This window comes from Lentzea sp. HUAS12, from assembly GCF_024125735.1.
GTDB lineage: Bacteria > Actinomycetota > Actinomycetes > Mycobacteriales > Pseudonocardiaceae > Lentzea > Lentzea albida.
Map to the genome: position 1 here is coordinate 5,670,882 of NZ_CP099738.1, position 19,221 is coordinate 5,690,102.

Consider the following 19,221-nt stretch of genomic DNA (forward strand, 5'->3'; position numbering starts at 1 on the left):
GGGTGGGCTTAGAAATCGCCGCCGTCTCCAAGCTGGGCCAGTCCGTCGCCCTGCGCGCCGCCACCGAGTGGCTCGCCACCAACACCGACGAACGAACCCTGTCGCTGACCGAGATCGCCGCGGCCGAACTCTCCAAGCCCACCCAGCAGGCCAAGCTCAAGACGTTGGTCGACCACATCGGCCACCAGGTCACCGAGCAGCTGGAGACCGCGCTGGAACGCTTCTCCGACGCCGACATCGCCTCCTCCCTCACCGCGGTGGAGGAGGCGCTGTCGTCAGTGGACCTCTCCGACGCGGCACTGCTGGCGGCCGACGCGGACCCGGAAGTCCTGGCCCAGCGGATCCGCCGCTCACTACCGCGGGCCGACCTGGGCCGCTGCCACGAGATCGCACTGGACCAGTCCTGCCGCTACCTGGTGCAGATCATCCGCAACCTGCCGTCCTTCCAGCCCCGCGCGCTGGCCGAGGTGTTGTCCCGCGCCACCGCCCAGGCCGCGATGCTGGACGACGTCCTCTCCCGCCTCCCACGAACCTCGCTCTACGCCCCGCAGGGCACCGACAACGACGACGAGTTCCGCGACGAGTACCTCCGCTACATCGGCGCCACCCTCGACCGCCTCGAACTCCTCGGCCTGACCATGAAGGACCGCCCCCGCCTGGCGCTGAGCGTCGCCTACCTGAGCCTCACCGTCTCCGGCGAGAAACGGGCACGCGACAACTGGTTCGCCGAACCCGACCAGCACGCCTACTCCGGCATGCGAGTCGAGTCGGCACTGGTGAGGCGCACCTACGTGCGGGGCGAAGCGGGTTCGGGCAAGACGACGTTGCTCGACTGGCTGGCCGTCACCGCGGCCCGCAGCGGCTTCACCGGCAGACTCCAGCGGTGGAACGGCATGGTCCCGTTCCCGATCCGCCTGCGCTCCTACGCCGACAAGCCGCTCCCGACCAGGCCGGAGGACTTCGTCACCGGCTGGCTGGCGGGCATCATGCCGGCGGGTTGGGTGCACCGAGTTCTCCGCGCGGGCAAAGGACTTCTGCTCGTGGACGGCGTCGACGAGGTGCCGCTCGAGATACGCCCGAAGGTCCGCGAGTGGCTGCGCGACCTGTTGCAGGCCTTCCCCGACGCACGGGCCGTTGTGACCGCACGCCCCGCCGCCACGGACGACAAGTGGTTGGCAGAGCTGAACTTCTCCGCTGTCTCGCTGGAGCAGATGAGCCCCGCCGACGTGAAGGCCTTCCTGCAACGCTGGCACGAAGCGGCCGAGGCATCCGAGGAAGCCCAGCGGCGTCTGGTCACCCAGATCGAAAGCCGCCAGCACCTCCAGGGCCTGGCCTCTTCTCCCTTGCTGTGCGCGATGTTGTGCGCTTTGAACCTGGGCCGCGTCTCCGACCTCCCGCACAACCGCATGGAGTTGTACGCGGCGGCGTTGACCATGCTGCTCGACCTGCGTGACGCGGAACGCGGCATCGCCCGCATCTTGACCACGTCGGACAAGACGGTGTTGCTGCGAGACCTGGCCTGGCGCCTGACCCTGGGTGGCCTGTCGCAGCTGCCGACCGCCAAGGTGCACGAGCACGTCGCCCGCAAGATCCGCTCCATGCCCAACGTGGACGAGGAACCGGACGCCGTCGTCGCGCACCTGCTGGAGCGCAGCGGTGTGATCCGCGAGCCTGTGCCGGGGCAGGTCGACTTCGTGCACAGGACCTTCCAGGAGTACCTGGCGGGTGAGGAGGCGATGCAGGACGGCCAGGTCGAGACCTTGGTCGCGCACGCCGTTCAGGACTCGTGGACGCAGACGATCGTGCTGGCCTGCGGGCACGGCCAGCGCTCCCAGGTGAACGAACTGCTGACGTCGTTGCTGGACCTCGCCGAGCGACAGCCGGAGGACGCACGCCGGCTGCACCTGCTGGCGGCCGCGTGCCTGGAGACCGTCAGCGATGTCGACGCCGACCTGTGCGACCGGATCGACGCGATCGTCAAGGACCGGCTGGTACCACCACGCACCCCGGAAGAGACCGCGTCACTCGCGACGATCGGTCATCGAATCCTCCGCTACCTGCCGGCTTCGCTGGACGAACTCTCCCTGGCCGAAGCTGAGGAGACGGTACGCAGCGCTGCGTTAGTGGCATCACCGGAAGCCATGGCCAAACTCGCCAGCTACGCAAGCGATCGACGGGTCCAGTCAGAACTGCTGAAAGCGTGGCAAAGCTTTGATCTTCGGCTGTATGCGGAAAAGGTCCTCGCGGAAGCACCGCTGATCAACGGCATGGCCATCGTGAAGTCGACCACGCAGCTACCTCACCTGATCCACCTTCGGCACCTGACACGCGTGGACATGTCGCTGACGGAGGAGCGGCTGTCGAGCTTGGGTTTCGTCGGGCAGCTGTCTTCGCTGGTACATCTTTCTGCGAATCTGACGGGCGAGATCGATCTAACCCCCTTGGCGGGGCACCCCCTGCAGACGATTTATCTGGTGAATGCCCAGCGGTACAGAAACGTCGAGCACCTGCCCGAGGTCATCTCGCTGGCCTTGTACCAACTCGAGAAGTGGCGAAGCCTCGACTTCCTGCGTGGCAGGTCGTTGTTGAGCCTGCACTTGAGCGCGCCGGCCACCGGCTGTGATCTGAGCGTGCTCAACGAGCTGCCGCGGTTGGAAAGCCTCTACTGCAGAAACTGGAGTGATCCGGAGATGCTCGCAGCGCTACCGCTCCTAAAGGATCTCTCCCTGGCGGGAACAGAGCCGATCGACGTTCGTCCGCTGAGCAAGCGGTCACTCACCCTGCGACTGCGCCGAACGAGCACCTATGTCGGGATCGAAGAACTCGGCCCCGACGTCAGGGTGTACTGGTTCGACTAAGCGAGCTTGCGGAGGTGCGGGACCAGGAGCTTGAGGGCGCGGCCCCGATGGGACTCCGCGTCCTTCTCCTCCGCCGTCATCTCGGCCGACGTGATCTCCGACCCCTCCGGCACGAAGATCGGGTCGTACCCGAACCCGTTGGTCCCACGACGAGCCCGCAACAACGTGCCGCGCCACTCCCCGCGAACGACGACCTCTTCGCCGCCAGGAACAACAAGAGCCACCACGGACACGAAGGCCGCACCACGCCGCTCGTCAGGCACGTCGCCCAACTGCCCCAGCAGCAGGTCCAGGTTGGCCTCGTCGTCACCGTGCCGGCCCGACCACCGCGCGGACAACACGCCGGGCATGCCGTTCAACTCGTCCACGGCCAGCCCGGAGTCGTCGGCGACGGACACCAGACCGGTGGCCGCGGCGGCGTCACGCGCCTTGGCCAGGGCGTTGCCCTCGAAGTCGGGCGCGGTCTCGGGCGCCTCGGGGAACTCGGGCACGTCGGCCAGCGACAGCACCTCGATGCCGTCCAAAGACTCCGCCACGACGATGCGCTGGAGTTCGCGGAGCTTCTTCGCGTTGCGCGAAGCCAGCAACAGCTTCATCGCTTGCTCGCCTTGGGCTCGGGCAGGACGCCGGGGTACGGGGCGGAGAGCGCCTCGGCCTGGAGGCGGTTCAGCTCGGCACAGCCCTGCAGGGCGACGTCGAGCATGCGGTCCAAAGTGGACCGGGCGAAGGTGGCGCCCTCGCCGGTGCCCTGCACCTCGATCAGGGTGCCGGCGTCGGTGGCGACGACGTTCATGTCGACCTCCGCCCGCGAGTCCTCCTCGTACGGCAGGTCGAGGCGCACGCGGCCGTCGACCACGCCCACCGACACGGCCGAGACCGCGCACGACAGGGGCGACGGGTCGGCCAGGCGGCCGGCCGCGCCGAGGTACGTCACGGCGTCGGCCAGGGCCACGTAGGCGCCGGTGATCGCGGCCGTGCGGGTGCCGCCGTCGGCCTGGATGACGTCGCAGTCGATGACGATCGTGTTCTCGCCCAGGGCCGCCAGGTCGATGCAGGCGCGCAGCGAACGGCCGATGAGGCGCGAGATCTCGTGCGTGCGGCCGCCGATGCGGCCCTTCACGGACTCGCGGTCGCTGCGGCTGTGCGTGGCGGAGGGGAGCATCGCGTACTCGGCGGTCACCCAGCCGAGGCCGGAGCCTTGGCGCCACCGGGGGACGCCTTCGGTGACACTCGCGGCGCAGAGCACGCGGGTGTTCCCGAACTCGATCAGGACCGAGCCCGCGGGCCAGGTCTGATATCCACGCGTGATCCGGATGTCACGCAACACGTCGTCGTTTCGCCCGTCGCTTCGCACCACGGCGCCTACCCTAATGAACCCTGCGGAGCGCCATGGCGTAGGGAGAGACATGCTGACGATCGACGGTATTCCGCTTCACCCGTTGCTGGTGCACGCGGTGGTCGTGCTGCTGCCCCTCGCGGCGCTCAGCTCGATCGCGATCGCCCTGGTCCCGGCCTGGCGGCGCAGGTACGCGTGGCCCGTTCTGGGCGTCACGCTGGCCGGTGTCGCGGCCGTTCCCGTCGCCAAGCAGGCCGGTGAGGACCTCCAGGCGGCGCTCGAGTCCAGGGTCGGGCCCAACCCCGCCATCCAGACCCACGCGGACCTAGGCGACATGCTGCTGCCCATCGCGCTCGGCTTCGGCGTCGCGGTGATCGCGCTGCTCGTGGCCGGGCGGCTCGCGGACCGCGAACGCCAGGCCGAGGCCCCCACCACGAAGACGTGGCGGGTGGTCTCAGTCGTGGTGTCCGTGCTGGTCGTACTGCTCGCGATCGGGACGACCGTCCAGACCGTGCGCGCCGGTCACAGCGGGTCGGAGGCCGTCTGGAGCGGTGTCGGCAGCTGAAGCGGGGCGGTCGCCGACTGCTTCAGCGTCCGCGTGACCGTGCAGAACTGCTCCACGGCGCGCCGGACGACGACTTCGAGCGCCTCCGGGTCGTCGACGGCGGACAGGTCGTACGAGAGCGTCACCGGGATGGAGATCACCTCGTTGCCGCTCTCGGACTGCACCGCGTCCGCCACGGCGGTCAGCTCCTCGCCGCCCGTTCGCCGCAGGATCAGCGTCTCCGACGTCACCGCCGCGCAGCCCGCGGCGGCCGCGACCAGCAGTTCGACCGGGCTGAACGAGCCGTCCTGGCCCTTGCGCCCGATCCGCACCGACGCGCCTCTGTCGTTCGTCGCGACGAACTCGTGCTCGCCGACGCGCTCCAGGTTGATCATGTCCGCTCCCCCACCTCGTACCGGCCGCCCTGCACGACCAGCTCACTGGGCCCGCCGAACGCCGACCGGGCCTCCTGCAGCACGGCCTCGCGGGACGTCCACGGCGGCACGTGCGTGATCAGCAGCCGCCCGGCTCCCGCCCGCGCGGCCAGTTCGCCCGCCTCGCGCCCGGACAGGTGCAGGTCCGCCTGGCGGCCGGGGGCGTGCGTCCAGCTCGCCTCGCTCAGCAGCACGTCGACGCCGTCGGCCAGCGAGTCCAGCGCCGCGCACGGCCCGCTGTCCCCGGTGTAGGCGAGCGTCACGCCGCCGCACGAGATGCGGAACCCGTAGGCCTCGCAAGGATGTGCGACCACGGCGGAGTCCACGGTGAACGGGCCGATCTCGACCTTCGCACCCAGGCCGTGGAACGAGAACACGTCGGTGAAGTCCAGTGAGGACCGCTCGTCGGCGTTCGGGGCGTAGGCGGCGACGAACCGCGACGGGGCCTCGGCGGGCGCGTAGACCGGCAACGGTCCCGCAGGCGGCTCCGGGTGGTACTTGCGCGCCACGTAGAGGGACGACACGTCGACGCAGTGGTCGGGGTGCAGGTGCGAGAGCACCAGGGCGTCCATCGAGAACAGCGGCCGTTCCTCCTGGAACCGCGACAGCACGCCGTTGCCGAACTCCAGCACCAGCGTGAAGCCGTCGGCTTCCAGCAGGTAGCCCGACGCGGCCTCGCCCGGTCCGGGGATGCTGCCGGAGCAGCCGAGCACGGTCAGCAGCACGTCAGCCCCACTGTTCGAAGGTCGGCAGGAACCGGGCGGCGAGCTTCGCGAACCGCTCGGGCGGGCCGGTGCACGTCACGCGGTGCACGGCGGGTTCGGTGGCGAACTCGTCCCGCTCGGTCAGCAGCCGCACGACGTCCTTGACCGTCTCCTCGGCGCTCGACACCAGCGTCACGTGCTCGCCCATCACGATCTGGATCACGCCCGTCAGCAACGGGTAGTGCGTGCAGCCCAGGACGACCGTGTCGACGTCGGCGCGTTGCAACGGTTCCAGGTACGCCTGCGCCAGCCCGAGCACCTGCCGGCCGGAGGTGACGCCGCGTTCCACGAAGTCGACGAACCGCGGGCACGGCGCCGCCGTCACCGTCACGTCGCGCGCGGCCTGGAACGAGTCCTGGTAGGCGTGCGAGTTGATCGTGCCGACCGTCGCGATCACGCCGACGCGGCCGGAGCGGGTCGTCATCACCGCGCGCCGCACGGCCGGGAGGATCACCTCGACCACCGGCACGTCGTAGCGCTCGCGGGCGTCGCGGAAGCAGGCGGCGGACGCGGTGTTGCACGCGATCACCAGCATCTTCGCGCCCTCGTCCACGAGCCGGTCGCAGACCTCCAGCGCGTGCTTGCGCGCCTGCGCGATCGGGAGCGGCCCATAGGGACCGTGCGCCGTGTCGCCGATGTAGTGGATCGACTCGCCCGGCAACTGGTCCATGATCGCGCGGGCGACCGTGAGGCCGCCGACGCCCGAGTCCATGATCCCGATCGTCACGCGGTGAATGTAGCCGGTGTTGTACTGCGGCGGTGGTCACGAGCCACGCCCCACGCGGCCAGGACGCCACCGATTGCGCCGAACAGGTGGCCTTCCCACGACACACCCGGCTGACCGGGCAGCACGCCCCACAGCGCGGCGCCGTACAGCGCGAACACGCCGACCGCGATCACGAGTTGCAGCCACGAGCGCGCGAAGACGCCGCGCACCAGCAGGAACGCGAGGAACCCGAACACCAGCCCGGACGCGCCGATGTGGCTGCCGGGACTGCCGAACACCCACACGCCGAGCGCGCTGCTGAGCCAGATGACCGCGGTGATCTGGAAGAACTGCTTCAACCCGCCCGACGTCGCGAGGAACCCGAGCAGCAGCAACGGAACGGCGTTGCCGGTGAGGTGGCTCCAGTCACCGTGGACGAGCGGCATCCAGAGCAGGTTGTCCCACTCGCTGAAGTCGCGCGGCCGCACGCCGTCGTCCTCCAGCGAGCCGCCGGTCGCCACGTCGAAGGCCTCGACGACGTAGAGGAAGCCGACGAACCCGGCCACGACGAGCAACGACAGCACGGGGTGCGGCGGGATGACCCGTTTCGCGAGCGCGGTGCGGTCCACGTCCTCAGAGTACGTGGCGTTTAGGGTGGTTGGGTGTCGATCGAAGTAGCGGTGCGCGCGTCCGCCCAGCTGGGCGAAGGCCCGACGTGGGACCACAGCAGTTCCACGTTGCTGTGGGTGGACATCCTCGCCTCCGAGGTGCACCGGTACGCACCGGCGCGCGACGACGACGCGGTGCTGACCGTGCCGCAGCACGTCGGCGCCGCCAAGCCGCGCGCGCAGGGTGGCATCGTCTGCAACCTGCGCGACGGCATCGCGCTGATCGACCGCGACGGCACCAAGTCGTGGCTCGTCTACTGGGCGCGCGAGGGCGTGCGCGGCAACGACGCGGGCATCGATCCGTCGGGCCGCCTGTGGGCCGGCACGATGCGCTACGACCAGGCCGCCGACGAGGGCTGGCTCGCCAGGGTCACCGGCGAGGGCGCGGCGAAGGTCATGCTGGACAAGGTGAACACGAGCAACGGCGTCGGCTGGAGCCCGGACGCGAAGCTCATGTACTTCATCGACACGCCGACCCGCCGCATCGACGTCCTCGACTTCGACAACGCCTCCGGAACGATCGCGCACCGGCGTCCGTTCGTGCACGTCGGCAACACCGAGGGCTGGCCGGACGGACTGACCGTGGACGCCGACGGCTGCGTGTGGGTCGCGTTGTGGGGCGGGCACGCGGTGCGCCGGTACACGCCCGGCGGGGAGCTGGACCGGGAGATCGAACTGCCGGTCGACAACCCGACGGCGTGCTGCTTCGGCGGAGCGGACTTCACCGACCTCTACGTGACCTCAGCGCGGTCGGGGCTGTCCGACCAGGCGCTGATGGACCGGCAGCTCAACGGGTCCGTGCTGGTGCTGCCGGGTGTGGGCCAGGGCGTGCCGGGCACCGCGTTCAACGGCTGACGCTCACTCCGGCGGGCCCTGCCAGCGCCAGCCCGTCTGCGGCGCGCGGCCGGGCAGGCTGACCCGGTCGGTCGCCCACAGCAGACCGGTCCAGGGATCCACGTCGAGGTCGTCGTGGGGGAACATCGCGGCGAGCACGCGGGCGCAGACGTCGCGGGGCGGGTCGAGCGCCAGTCCGAGGCCGCGGGCGACGTCCTCGCCGTGCACCAGCACCTCGACGCAGCCCATGCCGGCGAAGTGCGCGGGACCGGCCACGCCGGTGGGGTGGTAGGCGCGCGCGGACGGCTCCGTCGTCCGCACCACCGAGGCGAGGATCCTGCCGCCGGCCACCGCGAACTCGAGCACCTCGGCCGGGCTCGCCTTCTCGTCCGCGACGGCGAGGAAGCGCACGTAGCGGTCGGCGGGCCGGGCGACGAGCTGGGCCGCGTAGGACAGCAGGCAGTCGCCGAGGTGTTCGGCGGTCTGGCGGGCGTGCCACTCCCCCGTGCCGGGCCGGGTCGTCCAGTCGCGGGTGGTCGCGGGGGCGAGCGCGTCGGCCAGGCAGGAGACGGCGGCTTCGAGGTCGTCAGCGGTCACCGGCACCGCCGCAGGATAGTGGTCACCGGCGACCCCACAGCCCTGTGGTCACCCGTACCACCCCACGTCACCGGCCGCGCTCGCGCAGGGGTACCCCCGAGCCGGGAACCCCTGCGTCACAACGTACTCGGCACCACCGACAAGATCGGCCGGCTCACGCCCAGAGGTGCCCGTCCAGCTTCGCCGCGGCCTCGTCCAGCGTCCCCGCGTACGCCCCGGTCGACAGGTACTTCCACCCGGCGTCGCAGACGATGAACACGATGTCCGCGGACTTCCCCGCCACCAACGCCTTCTGCGCCACGGCCAGCGCCGCGTGCAGGATCGCGCCCGTCGAGATGCCCGCGAAGATGCCCTCGGTCTCGAGGAGTTGCCGGGTGCGGCGCAACGCGTCGTACGAGCCGACCGAGTAGCGGCCGGTCAGCACCGACTCGTCGTACAGCTCCGGCACGAAGCCCTCGTCGAGGTTCCGCAGGCCGTAGACCAGCTCGCCGTAGCGGGGTTCGGCGGCGATGATCTGCACGTCCGGCTTCGCCTCGCGCAGGTACCGGCCGACGCCCACCAGCGTGCCCGTCGTGCCGAGTCCGGCCACGAAGTGCGTGATCTCAGGCAGGTCCTTCAAGATCTCCGGACCGGTGCCGCGGAAGTGCGCCTCGGCGTTCGCCGGGTTCCCGTACTGGTACAGCATGATCCAGTCCGGGTTCTGCTTGGCGAGCTCCTTGGCGGTGGCGACGGCCTGGTTCGACCCGCCGGCGGCGGGTGAGAACACGATCCGCGCGCCGTACGCCTGCAGCAGCTGCTTGCGTTCGGTCGAGGTGTTCTCGGGCATCACGCAGACCAGGCCGTAGCCCTTGAGCTTCGCGGCCATGGCGAGCGAGATGCCGGTGTTGCCGGACGTCGGCTCCAGGATCGTCGCGCCGGGACGCAGCACGCCGTCCCGCTCCGCCGCCTCGATCATGGCCAGCGCGGGCCGGTCCTTGATCGAGCCGGTCGGGTTGCGGTCCTCGAGCTTCGCCCAGATGCGCACGTCCTCGGACGGCGACAGGCGCGGCAGGCCGACCAGTGGCGTGCCGCCGAGCGCGTCCAGGAGCGAGTCGTAGCGGGCCATGGGGAGGATCAGCCTCCGGCGACGGCCGGGAGGATGGTGACGTTGTCGCCGTCCTTCACCTCGGCCGCGAGGCCACCGGAGAAGCGCACGTCCTCGTCGTTGACGTAGACGTTGACGAAGCGGTGCAGCGAGCCCTCCTTGACCAGGCGGGCCTTGAGGCCGCCGTGGTTGTTCTCCAGGTCGTCGATGACCTCGGCGAGCGTCGTACCGCTGGCGGACACCGACTTCTCGCCCCCGGTGTGGGTGCGCAGGATGGTCGGGATCGACACGGTGACTGCCATGGTGGTTCTACCTCCGGGAAACAGGGGCAACTCAGGATTCGGTGATCTTGACCGGTTCCTCGGTCACGACACCGTCGACGATCCGGTACGACCGCAGCTCGTGCTCGATCGGGTCACGCGTGGAGACCAGCACGTAGTGCGCCTCCGGCTCGCCCGCGAACGAGATGTCGGTGCGGGACGGGTACGCCTCCGTCGCGGTGTGCGAGTGGTAGATGACCACGGGCACCTCGTCGTTCGCGTCCATCTCGCGCCACACCTTGAGCTGCTCGGCCGCGTCGAACCGGTAGAACGTCGGTGACCGCTCCGCGTTCTCCATCTCGATGAAGCGCTCGGGGCGGTCGGAGCCGTACGGCCCTGCGATCACCCCGCACGCCTCGTCGGGATGGTCGCGGCGCGCGTGGGCCACCATCGCGTCCACCAGGTCACGGCGAATCACCAGCACGCGCTCAATCCTACGGGCTGGCGAGAGTTGTCTCGGTATGCGAGATACCCACGTCACGCAGCATTATTCAGTACTGGCTTATATTAGCGATGACTACTACAGTGGGCGCCGTGCACGCGTTCGACGTACTCGCGGACCCGGTCCGCCGGCGGATCCTGGAGCTGCTCGCCAGTGGCGAACGGGCGGCCGGGGACGTCGGCGAGGTGGTCCAGGCCGAGTTCGGGATCACCCAGCCTGCTGTGTCACAGCACCTCAAGGTGCTGCGTTCGAACGGGTTCGTCGAGGTCAGAGCGTCCGGAACCCGGCGGCTGTACGCGGTCGCGCCCGGCCCGTTGCGGGAGGTCGACGCGTGGCTCGCCCACTTCCGGCGGTTCTGGGAACCGCACCTCGACGCGCTCGCCACCGAACTGGCACGGGGCAAAAGGGAACGCAGACTGGAGGCAGAAGGTGACTGACCGCGCCTACGAGGACGGCAAGCTCGTCATCCGGCGGATCTACAAGGCGGACCGCGAGGACGTCTGGGACGCCATCACCACACCGGAACGCCTGGTCAGGTGGTTCCTCCCGATCAGCGGCGACCTGTCTGTCGGCGGCCGGTACCAGCTGGAGGGCAACGCCGGCGGCGAGATCGTCCGGTGCGACCGGCCCGCCGAGATCGGCCTGACCTGGGAGATGGGCGGTGGTGTCACCGAGGTCGTCGTGCGACTGGAGGCGGAAGGCGACTCCACGGTGCTCACGCTGTCGCACTCCCCAGTGCCCGGCGAGCTCGTCCCGAACGCGTCCCCCGCGGTCTGGGGTCTCGGCGCGGGCTGGGAGATGGGCCTGAACGCGCTGGAGAAGTTCCTCGACGGCGAACTGCCGGAGGGCGCCGCGAAGGACTGGATCGCCACCGCGTCCCCCGAGGACCTGATGGCCGCGGGTGTCCAGGCACAGCAGATCAGCGACGCGTGGACGGAGGTGCTGCGATGAGGTTCACCCAGGAGGTCGTCCTCGAGCAGCCGATCGAACGGGTGCGGGTGCTCACGTCCGACCCCGCGCACCTGCACCGCTGGCAGCCGGACCTGGTCGGCATCACCCCGCACGGTGAGACGCCCGGCGCGGTGGGCTCCACGGCGACGCTGACCTACCGCAAGTTCACGCTCGAGGAGACCGTGCTGGCAGCGAACGCCGACGAACGGATCTCCCGCTACGAGACGCGCGGCATGGTCCACACGATCACCAACCGCTACTCGGCGATCGACGACCAGCGCACGCTCCTGGTGTGCGACAACGAGTTCCAGCTCTCCGGCCTGCTCGCGCTCGGCCGCAGGATGCTGGAGAAGTCGCTGCGCGAGCAGGTCGAACGCAACGTCGGCAACTTCAAGACGTTCATCGACGCCGACTGAGCACCACCACGGCGTAGAGCGCGAGCAACGCCACCCCGCGCCGCCGCTGCGCCTGGTCGAGTCCCCGCCACGCGGCCAGCTCCGCCCAGGCGGCGAGCGGCGTGGCGGCGACGCCCAGCTTCATCAGCACCTTGCCCACTCCGGGCGGCACCAGGAACGCGAGCGCGAACAACCCGGCGGGCGCGACCACGGCCAGTTCCCTGCCGGGGATCTCGCGGGCCGCACCGGGCGGCGCGAGCTCGGTGACGACACCTGCTGCTTGATCGATGACATCGGCCATGCGAGGTGGTTACCCAGGCTCAGAGGTCGCGGAACGCCGTCACACCGTTGAGCGAAGTCGCCTCGTGCGCACCGGACACCACGGCCTCCGCGAACACCTCGGCGGCGGCGGTGCACAGCGCGTCCAACGCGAACGCACGCGGCTCCGCCAGCGGCACGGCACCCGTGGCCAGCGCGAACACCGTGTCGCCGTCGAACATCGAGTGCGCGGGCCGCACGGCGCGGGCCAGGCCGTCCTGCGCGGCCATCGCGAGCCGCTGGCACTCCGCCTTGGACAGGTCCGCGTCGACCGCGACGACCCCGATCGTGGTGTTCAGGCCCTCGGGCTTGCGGTCGGGCAACGCCACGGGAGACGTCCCGAGCGAGGGCAGCCACGGCAGCCCGGAAGCGCGGTCGACGACCTCGCCGGCCGCGTTGACCACGGCCAGCGCACCGATCCGGTGCGCTCCGACCGTCGACGAGGCCGCGCCCACGCCGCCCTTCAGCGATCCGACCCGCGCACCGGCACCGGCGCCGACACAGCCCAGGTCGAACGACTCGGCGGCGTTCTCGCAGGCCGCGTGGCCGAACGAGGCGTCCGGCCGGTTGCCCCACTCCGACATCGGCAGGTCGAAGATCACCGCGCCGGGCACGATCGGCACGACGTGGTGCGGCTCGGCGCCCACGCGGAAGCCGATCGAGCGCGCGGAGAGCCAGCTCATGACGCCGTCCGCGGCCGCGAGCCCGTACGCGGACCCGCCGGACAGGCACACCGCGTGCACCTGCTGGACCAGGTTCGCCGGGTCCAGCAGGTCGGTCTCCCGCGTGCCGGGCGCGCCACCGCGTCCGTCCACGGCGCCGACGGCCCCGGAAGGCACGAGCACGACGGTCGTGCCCGTCGCCCAGCCGTCCTCGATGCGGTGGTGGTGACCGACGAGAACGCCGGGGATCACGGCATCATCGCTTCGACCAGGGTGTCCTGCACCCAGGTCAGCCAGTGGTAGACGCCGAGGTGCGGCGATCTCGGGTCCTCCGGCGGCAGCTCGTCCGGCATGTCCTCGGTGACGTCGAGAGCGGTCCCGAGGGCCAGCCGCACGTCGTTGAGCGACGCCATCCAGGCCTCGGCCTGCGCGATGGTCAGCCGCAGCTCACCGCCGTCGGGCGAGCACGTCTGCAGCACGGTCTCGGCCGCCGCCGTCTTGTGGTCCAGAAGCTCCGGTTCGTGCAGCGAGCGCAACGCCGCGGCCGAGTTGACCTCGTCCGGGTCGGGCGCGTCGTCGTCGAGGCGGTGGAAGTCGGGCAGGAGCCTGCCCAGGATCGGGTCGTCGGGAGCCTCCGACGGGCCCGTCCTGATGCCGGTCAGCTCCGCGAGCTCGTCCTGGGGCGCTTCCTCGGCGCGCGCCAGCAGCATGTCCTGGATCTGGCTCACCAGACCGCGCACGACCGCGGCCTCCTGCCGGTCCAGCCTGCCGACGACGACGTCACCGTCGCGCATCCACCTCTTCACGAGGCCCGCTGCATGGTCGCCCAGAGCCCTGCCGCGTGGAGCTTCGCCACGTCGGCCTCCACCTTGTCCTTCGTCCCCGATGTCACGATCGCCTTGCCCTTGTGGTGCACGTCGAGCATCAGCTTGGTCGCATGGTCCCTGCTGAAGCCGAACAGCTTCTGGAACACGTACGTCACGTAGGACATGAGGTTTACCGGGTCGTTCCAGACCACGGTCTGCCAGGGTCGGTCCTCGGCGGCGACTTCCTCACCGACGGCCTCCGGCTGCGTCCGTTCCTGTTCGACGGGCGTGGTCATACCGCCAATGGTGTCATGTTCGCCGCAGTGACGGAGACCGCGTGCGGGTAAACCGGATGCGACCTTAGGGTTGGTGACCATGAACTCGACGGCCTTGCTGACCGACCACTACGAGCTCACGATGCTCGCGGCCGCGCTCCGTGACGGCACCGGTGACCGTCCGTGCGTGTTCGAGGTCTTCGCGCGCCGGCTCCCGGACGGGCGCCGCTACGGCGTGGTCGGCGGCGTGAACCGGCTGCTGGACGCGATCGGCGACTTCCGCTTCGGCGAGGAGGAGATCGAGCAGCTGCGCCGGAACTCGGTGGTCGACGACTCCACTTTGGAATGGCTCGCGAACTACCGTTTCTCCGGCGAGATCGACGGCTACCCCGAGGGCGAGCTCTACTTCCCCGGATCGCCGGTGCTCACGGTCCGGGCGTCGTTCGCCGAGGGGGTCGTGCTGGAGACGCTCGCCCTCTCGATCCTCAACCACGACAGCGCGATCGCGTCCGCCGCCGCCCGCATGGTGACCGCCGCCAACGGCCGTCACATGATCGAGATGGGCTCGCGCCGCACGCACGAGGAGTCCGCTGTGGCGTGTGCCCGCGTGGCCTACCTGGCGGGCTTCCACGCGACGTCCAACCTGGAGGCCGGGCGCCGCCACGGCATCCCGACGGCCGGCACGTGCGCGCACGCGTTCACGTTGCTGCACGACACCGAGGAAGAGGCGTTCCGCAGCCAGGTCGAGGCCCTGGGCGTCGGCACGACGTTGCTGGTCGACACCTACGACATCACCGAGGGCATCAAGACCGCGGTCGCGGTAGCCGGCCCCGAACTGGGCGCGATCCGCATCGACTCGGGCGACCTGGGCGTGATGGCCCGGCAGGCCCGCGACCTGCTGGACTCGCTGGGCGCGAAGAACACCCGGATCGTCGTGTCGAGCGACCTCGACGAGTACGCCATCGCCGCCCTGCGCGCCGAGCCCGTGGACGCGTACGGCGTCGGCACGTCGGTCGTGACCGGCTCCGGCGCGCCGACCGCGGGCATGGTCTACAAGCTGGTCGAGGTCGACGGCAGGCACGTCGAGAAGCGCAGCACGTCGAAGCAGTCGCGCGGCGGCTGGAAGAAGGCGTTGCGGCGCCACAAGGACACGGGCACGGCCATCGAGGAGGTCGTGTTCCAGGCCCCGGCGGAACCCGAGCTCGGCCCGCACGACAGGCTGGTGCAGATCCCGCTGGTGCGCGCCGGGGAGCTCACCGACGAGGTGCCCACGCTGGAGCAGAGCCGCGAACGCCTGCGCGCGGCTCTGGTGAGCGTGCCGTGGGAGGGCCTCAAGCTCTCGCGCGGCGAGCCCGCGATCCCGACGATCTACCTGGAGAGCTGACATGACGAAGGCACTGATCGTCGTCGACGTGCAGAACGACTTCTGCGAAGGCGGTTCACTGGCGGTGGCGGGCGGCGCGGCCGTCGCGGCGGCCATCTCGCAGCACATCGCGACCTCGGCGTACGACCACGTCGTGGCGACGCGGGACTACCACGTCGACCCCGGTCCGCACTTCTCGCTGACTCCGGACTTCATCGACTCGTGGCCGGTGCACTGCGTCGCGGGCTCGCCGGGGGCGTCGTTCCACCCGGAGCTCGACGTCTCGGGCATCGAGCAGGTCTTCTCGAAGGGCCGGTTCGCCGCCGCCTACTCGGGCTTCGAGGCGGAGAACGACCTCGCGGGCTGGCTGACGGACAAGGGCGTCACCGAGGTCGACGTGGTCGGCATCGCGACCGACCACTGCGTGCGCGCCACCGCCCTCGACGCGCACCGCAACGGCTTCCGCACGACGGTGCTCGTCGACCTGACGGCGGCCGTCGCCCAGACGACCCGCGACGCGGCAGTCGAAGAACTGCTCGCCGCGGGCGTCCGCGTGTCCTAGTGTGGCACTAAGGCGTCGGTGAACAGGCCACCGTGCCGACGGTGACGCTTCCGGTGTAGCCGGACGACGGTTCGAAGGTGATCTTCAACAGCGTCAGCGCGATGCTGCCGTCGTTCGGCACCGGGAGCACCGAGTCGTTGAACTTGGCCCTGGCGAGCACGGTTCCGCTGCCCGACTTGATGTCGTGCACGTAGCCGGGCGTGAGGTCCTGCGGCAGCCCGGTCCACCCCGAGATCTTCTCGAGCGACCAGCCCGCGGTCGTCTTCTTGTCGTCGGCGTCGCAGGTGACCGTCCACTTGCCGATCTTCAGGCGCGGCCCGCCCGCGGCGACCAGCGCGGACAGCTCGAAGGCCGTGCCCGTGGCCACCGACTTCGTCCTCGTCAGCAGCTCGGCCGGGTTCACCACCTCGGTCGTGCAGGTCGAGCCGGTCTCGCCGATCTTGAGACCGGTCCTGCTCACGGCCGGGCTGGAGCCGGTGACCGTGCCCGCCTGGTCCGGGTTGACGTCGCACACCGCGAGCGGCTCGACCTTGTACGCCTGCCCCGCCTTCGCGAAGTCGGCGGACCCCGCCGACGCGGTGCCGGGCGGGTTGGCCGCGAGCGCGGGGCCCGCGGTCGCGAACGTCAACGCGACCACAGCGCCTGCGATCGCACTCTTGCGCATTTTTCGCATTGCCTCGATTCCCACCGCCCGATAATGGTTGGGGCACGAGTCGCTGATAACGACCCAGGACCTCATGTCACCCATTCGTGTAGGCAATTACCTGGTTGAGTGACGATGATTCTTGGTCAGCGGGATCCCACGCCGACCAGCGTGGCGTACGGCTCCCGGCGCGGCAGGGCCGTGGGCAGACCCGCGAGCCTCTCCAGGGCGGAGCACACCCTCACGGCGGCACGCCCGTCGCCGAACGGGTTGCGCCCCAGGGGAAGCCGCAGCCGGGAGCCGAGCACCCAGCCCGCCTCGGCGAGGATGCGGGTGGTGTCGGTGCCGACGAGCCAGGCGCACCCGGCGTCGACGGCGAGCATGCGTTCGGTCGTCTCGCGCAGCACCAGCACCGGCACGCCGAACGAGGGCGCCTCCTCCTGGATTCCGCCGGAGTCGGTCAGCACGAGGGCGGCGCGCTTGAGCACGCGCACGAGGTCCGGGTAGTCGAGCGGGTCGGTGATGACGACGCGCTCGTGGCCGCCGAGGTGCGACACGACCTGTTCGCGCACACCGGGGTTCGGGTGCGCGGGGATCAGCACGTGCAGGTCGGGGTGGCGGTCGGCGATGGCGCGCACGGCGTTGAGCACGCGCATCAGCGGGCGGCCCCACGACTCGCGCCGGTGCACGGTGACGAGCATCAGCCGGCCGCCGGTGGCGTCCAGGCTGCGTTCCAGGGCCACGAGGTCGGGGCTGGACGCGGGCAGGCCGGCGGAGGCGACGCGCTGCACGGCGTCCACGACGGTGTTGCCGGTGACGACGATGTGGCTGTCCGGCAGGCATTCCGAGTTGAGCGCGTTCGCGGCGTCGTCGGTCGGCGCGAGGTGCAGCGACGTGATGCGGGAGATCATCTGCCGGTTCCCCTCCTCGGGGAACGGGCCGTACAGGTCACCGGTGCGCAGACCGGCTTCCAGGTGCGCCACGGGGATTCCGCGCCAGTAGGAGGCGAGCGCCGCGGCCAGGGTCGTCGTGGTGTCACCCTGCACGAGGGTGACCGCGGGGTCGCGCTCCTGCAGCACCGCGTCGAACTCGGGCAGCAGCCGGGAGACCAGTTCGGCCTGCGTACCGGTGCTGCGGGGCACGTCCAGCCGCACGTCCGGCACCAGGTCGAACGCGCCGAGCGCCTGCTCGACCATGCCGGAGTGCTGTCCGCTGTGGACGATCGTGGGGCGGAGGCCGGGGTGCCCCCGCAGTGCGATGGCGACCGGGGCGATCTTCAGTGCTTCTGGCCGCGTACCGGCGACCAGCAAAACCTCTTTGCTCACCGTTGTCCTCTCTCGGGGAGACCGGGAGGTCCGCCTGGGGCCGGGGGCAACCCCAGGCGGACCGGTTCAGCCGGCTCGATTCGGTCTGGTCTGGACGGGGACGGCCGCGCGGCGCTTCTGCCTCGTCAGGTGCAGGACCACCGCACCCGTGACGAGCAGGACGATTCCCGCGACGATCCACCACGTCACGTCCGCGCCGGTGACCGCGAGGGCACCCACTCCAGTGCCGACACCCACGCCGGTACCAGGGACCTTGTACATCCGCCGCTCTCCTAGGTCAGGCCGCGTTGAGCGACGCGCGGCGGCGCAGCGCCACGAAGGCGACCGGAGCGGCGACGACACCGAGCAGGCCGAGGCCGATCCACAGGCCGGCACCCGACGCCATCGGGATGGGCAGGCCGGCGGGACCGCACGTGGCCGACGAGATGATCACGTCGCCGGTGCCGATCGAGCCGAGCACGCCCTGCAGCAGCTTGATGTGAATCGCGTTCACAGTGAGGCTGCCGTCCTTGTTCTTGACCTGCTCGTTGAAGATCACCTCGGCGATCTTGATCCCCGCGAGCTGCACGTCGAGCTTGGTGTTCGCAGCGGGATCGGCGTTGACCTCGCCGAGCTTGCCGAGGTTCACTCCCGCGAGCTTGGCCTTGCCCACCAGACCCTTCTGGGTCGCGGTGCACTCCGCCTCCACCAGCTCGGCGGAGATCTTCCCGGTGACCTTGGAGAGCAGGTCGAGCCGGACGTCCGCGGTGCTCGCCCGCGAGTACACACCGCCGGAGTTCTCGTCCCGCGACGCGGAAGCGTTGATGACACCGGTCTTCAGAATCCCGGTGAGGTCGACGCCTGCGAACGTGTTCTGCGTCGGGCCGTTCGCGTTGGCGGCGGCAAAAGGCGCCGCGCTGACCGCGGGGCTGCCGAGCAGCGTCACGTCGAGCTTCGCACCGTAGGCCGAGGCGTCCCCCGGAGCGGCCGAAGCAGGGGCGGCACCGACCAGGAGTGCGGCAATCGCGACGACTCCAGCCAGTCCCGTCATTCGGACACGCATGAAACTCCTTCCCTTGATTCCTCCGGCCCCCAGGGCGTGCCGATACCACTCTGGTTTCACGCTTTCCGGGGGCAATTACCGGCATCGGCTTTCTTTCGAGGGAACTGAGGGTTACTCCCCGTATCGGGCGACACGACCACTCGTCTCGACCAATCGGCGCCACTCATCGTGGGTTTTTTGATCAATTTCCGGTTACGGCCTCACCCGATCCGGGGGTGAGGGATGACGTTGCGTCTACCGATGGAACGTCAAGTAGCCCGTCTGGGCGCTCCCTCATCGGTGGAAAGGATCT

At 70.2% G+C, this 19,221-nt stretch carries 26 protein-coding genes; 8 read left to right on the top strand and 18 right to left on the bottom strand.

Translation table 11 applies throughout. The annotated features are described in order from the left end of the window. Positions 1 to 2: 2 nt before the first annotated feature. Positions 3 to 2,858, top strand: coding sequence for an NACHT domain-containing NTPase (locus tag ND450_RS25535; protein ID WP_371927411.1), 2,856 nt, complete (start codon positions 3 to 5; stop codon positions 2,856 to 2,858). On the opposite strand, the gene rdgB is transcribed toward ND450_RS25535, so the two are convergent. Next, on the bottom strand, positions 2,855 to 3,454 hold the full coding sequence (gene rdgB / locus ND450_RS25540; RefSeq protein ID WP_253321188.1) for an RdgB/HAM1 family non-canonical purine NTP pyrophosphatase: 600 nt from the start codon (positions 3,452 to 3,454) through the stop codon (positions 2,855 to 2,857). The genes ND450_RS25535 and rdgB overlap by 4 nt on opposite strands. Beyond that, complete coding sequence (rph, locus tag ND450_RS25545; RefSeq protein WP_089921981.1) at positions 3,451 to 4,215, bottom strand: ribonuclease PH; 765 nt, start codon at positions 4,213 to 4,215, stop codon at positions 3,451 to 3,453. The genes rdgB and rph overlap by 4 nt, the downstream gene beginning before the upstream one ends. Positions 4,216 to 4,264: 49 nt before the next feature. Here rph and ND450_RS25550 point away from each other — a divergent pair, with 49 nt between their 5' ends. Continuing rightward, positions 4,265 to 4,759: a DUF2231 domain-containing protein gene (locus ND450_RS25550; protein ID WP_245786445.1), complete on the top strand. Its 495-nt coding sequence runs from the start codon at positions 4,265 to 4,267 to the stop codon at positions 4,757 to 4,759. Here the strand turns inward: ND450_RS25550 and ND450_RS25555 are convergent. The 4 genes from ND450_RS25555 to ND450_RS25570 are packed head-to-tail and all read right to left on the bottom strand — an operon-like array spanning position 4,717 to position 7,271. After that, positions 4,717 to 5,133 carry an OsmC family protein gene (locus ND450_RS25555; protein WP_089921979.1) on the bottom strand — a complete coding sequence of 139 codons (417 nt, stop codon included), beginning with the start codon at positions 5,131 to 5,133 and terminating at the stop codon, positions 4,717 to 4,719. The two genes, ND450_RS25550 and ND450_RS25555, sit on opposite strands and share 43 nt — an antisense overlap. Next, positions 5,130 to 5,897, bottom strand: a complete 768-nt coding sequence (locus ND450_RS25560; protein WP_253321189.1) for an MBL fold metallo-hydrolase — start codon at positions 5,895 to 5,897, stop codon at positions 5,130 to 5,132. Before ND450_RS25560 ends, ND450_RS25555 begins: the two co-directional genes overlap by 4 nt. A gap of 1 nt (position 5,898) precedes the next feature. After that, complete coding sequence (murI, locus tag ND450_RS25565; RefSeq protein ID WP_253327995.1) at positions 5,899 to 6,648, bottom strand: glutamate racemase; 750 nt, start codon at positions 6,646 to 6,648, stop codon at positions 5,899 to 5,901. 11 nt (positions 6,649 to 6,659) lie between these two features. After that, complete coding sequence (locus tag ND450_RS25570; protein WP_089921976.1) at positions 6,660 to 7,271, bottom strand: rhomboid family intramembrane serine protease; 612 nt, start codon at positions 7,269 to 7,271, stop codon at positions 6,660 to 6,662. Between the two features lie 33 nt (positions 7,272 to 7,304). Between ND450_RS25570 and ND450_RS25575 the strand changes: the two genes are divergently transcribed. Continuing rightward, a complete protein-coding gene (locus ND450_RS25575; RefSeq protein ID WP_253321190.1) occupies positions 7,305 to 8,165 on the top strand; it encodes an SMP-30/gluconolactonase/LRE family protein in 861 nt (286 codons plus the stop codon). 3 nt (positions 8,166 to 8,168) lie between these two features. Here ND450_RS25575 and ND450_RS25580 read toward each other — a convergent pair whose 3' ends face one another. From ND450_RS25580 to ND450_RS25595, 4 genes are all read right to left on the bottom strand, one after another. After that, complete coding sequence (locus tag ND450_RS25580; protein ID WP_253321191.1) at positions 8,169 to 8,747, bottom strand: DinB family protein; 579 nt, start codon at positions 8,745 to 8,747, stop codon at positions 8,169 to 8,171. Positions 8,748 to 8,895: 148 nt separating this feature from the next. Further along, complete coding sequence (locus ND450_RS25585) at positions 8,896 to 9,846, bottom strand: PLP-dependent cysteine synthase family protein (RefSeq protein ID WP_253321192.1); 951 nt, start codon at positions 9,844 to 9,846, stop codon at positions 8,896 to 8,898. An 8-nt stretch (positions 9,847 to 9,854) separates the two neighbouring features. Continuing rightward, positions 9,855 to 10,127 (bottom strand): MoaD/ThiS family protein, encoded by a 273-nt coding sequence (locus ND450_RS25590; protein WP_089921972.1) that lies wholly within the window; start codon positions 10,125 to 10,127, stop codon positions 9,855 to 9,857. 31 nt (positions 10,128 to 10,158) lie between these two features. Next, positions 10,159 to 10,569, bottom strand: coding sequence for a Mov34/MPN/PAD-1 family protein (locus ND450_RS25595; RefSeq protein ID WP_089921971.1), 411 nt, complete (start codon positions 10,567 to 10,569; stop codon positions 10,159 to 10,161). Between the two features lie 110 nt (positions 10,570 to 10,679). Here ND450_RS25595 and ND450_RS25600 point away from each other — a divergent pair, with 110 nt between their 5' ends. From ND450_RS25600 to ND450_RS25610, 3 genes are read left to right on the top strand one after another with little or no spacing between them, the layout of a single operon-like run. Further along, a complete protein-coding gene (locus ND450_RS25600) occupies positions 10,680 to 11,024 on the top strand; it encodes a helix-turn-helix transcriptional regulator (RefSeq protein ID WP_253327996.1) in 345 nt (114 codons plus the stop codon). Then, positions 11,017 to 11,538 carry an SRPBCC family protein gene (locus tag ND450_RS25605; RefSeq protein WP_253321193.1) on the top strand — a complete coding sequence of 174 codons (522 nt, stop codon included), beginning with the start codon at positions 11,017 to 11,019 and terminating at the stop codon, positions 11,536 to 11,538. The genes ND450_RS25600 and ND450_RS25605 overlap by 8 nt, the downstream gene beginning before the upstream one ends. After that, positions 11,535 to 11,954 carry an SRPBCC family protein gene (locus ND450_RS25610; RefSeq protein ID WP_253321194.1) on the top strand — a complete coding sequence of 140 codons (420 nt, stop codon included), beginning with the start codon at positions 11,535 to 11,537 and terminating at the stop codon, positions 11,952 to 11,954. The genes ND450_RS25605 and ND450_RS25610 overlap by 4 nt, the downstream gene beginning before the upstream one ends. Here ND450_RS25610 and ND450_RS25615 read toward each other — a convergent pair. The 4 genes from ND450_RS25615 to clpS are packed head-to-tail and all read right to left on the bottom strand — an operon-like array spanning position 11,938 to position 14,015. Further along, positions 11,938 to 12,234, bottom strand: a complete 297-nt coding sequence (locus tag ND450_RS25615; RefSeq protein WP_089921970.1) for a hypothetical protein — start codon at positions 12,232 to 12,234, stop codon at positions 11,938 to 11,940. The genes ND450_RS25610 and ND450_RS25615 overlap by 17 nt on opposite strands. A 19-nt stretch (positions 12,235 to 12,253) precedes the next feature. Then, positions 12,254 to 13,165, bottom strand: coding sequence for a P1 family peptidase (locus tag ND450_RS25620; RefSeq protein WP_253321195.1), 912 nt, complete (start codon positions 13,163 to 13,165; stop codon positions 12,254 to 12,256). After that, positions 13,162 to 13,719, bottom strand: a complete 558-nt coding sequence (locus ND450_RS25625) for a DUF2017 domain-containing protein (protein WP_371927412.1) — start codon at positions 13,717 to 13,719, stop codon at positions 13,162 to 13,164. The genes ND450_RS25620 and ND450_RS25625 overlap by 4 nt, the downstream gene beginning before the upstream one ends. Further along, a complete protein-coding gene (clpS, locus tag ND450_RS25630) occupies positions 13,716 to 14,015 on the bottom strand; it encodes an ATP-dependent Clp protease adapter ClpS (protein ID WP_030479230.1) in 300 nt (99 codons plus the stop codon). The genes ND450_RS25625 and clpS overlap by 4 nt, the downstream gene beginning before the upstream one ends. A gap of 79 nt (positions 14,016 to 14,094) precedes the next feature. Here clpS and ND450_RS25635 point away from each other — a divergent pair, with 79 nt between their 5' ends. Next, positions 14,095 to 15,378 (top strand): nicotinate phosphoribosyltransferase, encoded by a 1,284-nt coding sequence (locus ND450_RS25635; protein ID WP_253321196.1) that lies wholly within the window; start codon positions 14,095 to 14,097, stop codon positions 15,376 to 15,378. Between the two features lies 1 nt (position 15,379). Then, positions 15,380 to 15,919 carry an isochorismatase family protein gene (locus tag ND450_RS25640; RefSeq protein WP_253321197.1) on the top strand — a complete coding sequence of 180 codons (540 nt, stop codon included), beginning with the start codon at positions 15,380 to 15,382 and terminating at the stop codon, positions 15,917 to 15,919. A 7-nt stretch (positions 15,920 to 15,926) separates the two neighbouring features. Here the strand turns inward: ND450_RS25640 and ND450_RS25645 are convergent, their stop codons facing one another. The 4 genes from ND450_RS25645 to ND450_RS25660 all read right to left on the bottom strand — a co-directional run bounded on the left by ND450_RS25645 (position 15,927) and on the right by ND450_RS25660 (position 18,929). Further along, on the bottom strand, positions 15,927 to 16,583 hold the full coding sequence (locus tag ND450_RS25645) for a hypothetical protein (protein WP_253321198.1): 657 nt from the start codon (positions 16,581 to 16,583) through the stop codon (positions 15,927 to 15,929). Between the two features lie 125 nt (positions 16,584 to 16,708). Then, the gene (gene wecB / locus ND450_RS25650) at positions 16,709 to 17,887 is read right to left on the bottom strand and encodes a non-hydrolyzing UDP-N-acetylglucosamine 2-epimerase (RefSeq protein ID WP_253321199.1); all 1,179 of its coding nucleotides are present in this window, start codon (positions 17,885 to 17,887) and stop codon (positions 16,709 to 16,711) included. 66 nt (positions 17,888 to 17,953) lie between these two features. After that, positions 17,954 to 18,148, bottom strand: coding sequence for an LPXTG cell wall anchor domain-containing protein (locus ND450_RS25655; RefSeq protein WP_253321200.1), 195 nt, complete (start codon positions 18,146 to 18,148; stop codon positions 17,954 to 17,956). Between the two features lie 16 nt (positions 18,149 to 18,164). Continuing rightward, the gene (locus tag ND450_RS25660; protein ID WP_253321201.1) at positions 18,165 to 18,929 is read right to left on the bottom strand and encodes a choice-of-anchor P family protein; all 765 of its coding nucleotides are present in this window, start codon (positions 18,927 to 18,929) and stop codon (positions 18,165 to 18,167) included. Positions 18,930 to 19,221 lie beyond the last annotated feature (292 nt).

Bases quoted from the DNA above. Each gene is read 5' to 3' on its own strand.
- ND450_RS25585 (WP_253321192.1), bottom strand. From the start codon at position 9,846: ATGGCCCGCTACGACTCGCTCCTGGACGCGCTCGGCGGCACGCCACTG.
- ND450_RS25645 (WP_253321198.1), bottom strand. From the start codon at position 16,583: ATGCGCAAGAGTGCGATCGCAGGCGCTGTGGTCGCGTTGACGTTCGCG.
- clpS (WP_030479230.1), bottom strand. From the start codon at position 14,015: ATGACCACGCCCGTCGAACAGGAACGGACGCAGCCGGAGGCCGTCGGT.
- murI (WP_253327995.1), bottom strand. From the start codon at position 6,648: ATGGACTCGGGCGTCGGCGGCCTCACGGTCGCCCGCGCGATCATGGAC.
- ND450_RS25640 (WP_253321197.1), top strand. From the start codon at position 15,380: ATGACGAAGGCACTGATCGTCGTCGACGTGCAGAACGACTTCTGCGAA.
- ND450_RS25550 (WP_245786445.1), top strand. From the start codon at position 4,265: ATGCTGACGATCGACGGTATTCCGCTTCACCCGTTGCTGGTGCACGCG.
- ND450_RS25615 (WP_089921970.1), bottom strand. From the start codon at position 12,234: ATGGCCGATGTCATCGATCAAGCAGCAGGTGTCGTCACCGAGCTCGCG.
- rdgB (WP_253321188.1), bottom strand. From the start codon at position 3,454: ATGAAGCTGTTGCTGGCTTCGCGCAACGCGAAGAAGCTCCGCGAACTC.
- ND450_RS25590 (WP_089921972.1), bottom strand. From the start codon at position 10,127: ATGGCAGTCACCGTGTCGATCCCGACCATCCTGCGCACCCACACCGGG.
- ND450_RS25660 (WP_253321201.1), bottom strand. From the start codon at position 18,929: ATGCGTGTCCGAATGACGGGACTGGCTGGAGTCGTCGCGATTGCCGCA.
- ND450_RS25655 (WP_253321200.1), bottom strand. From the start codon at position 18,148: ATGTACAAGGTCCCTGGTACCGGCGTGGGTGTCGGCACTGGAGTGGGT.
- ND450_RS25635 (WP_253321196.1), top strand. From the start codon at position 14,095: ATGAACTCGACGGCCTTGCTGACCGACCACTACGAGCTCACGATGCTC.
- ND450_RS25610 (WP_253321194.1), top strand. From the start codon at position 11,535: ATGAGGTTCACCCAGGAGGTCGTCCTCGAGCAGCCGATCGAACGGGTG.
- ND450_RS25555 (WP_089921979.1), bottom strand. From the start codon at position 5,133: ATGATCAACCTGGAGCGCGTCGGCGAGCACGAGTTCGTCGCGACGAAC.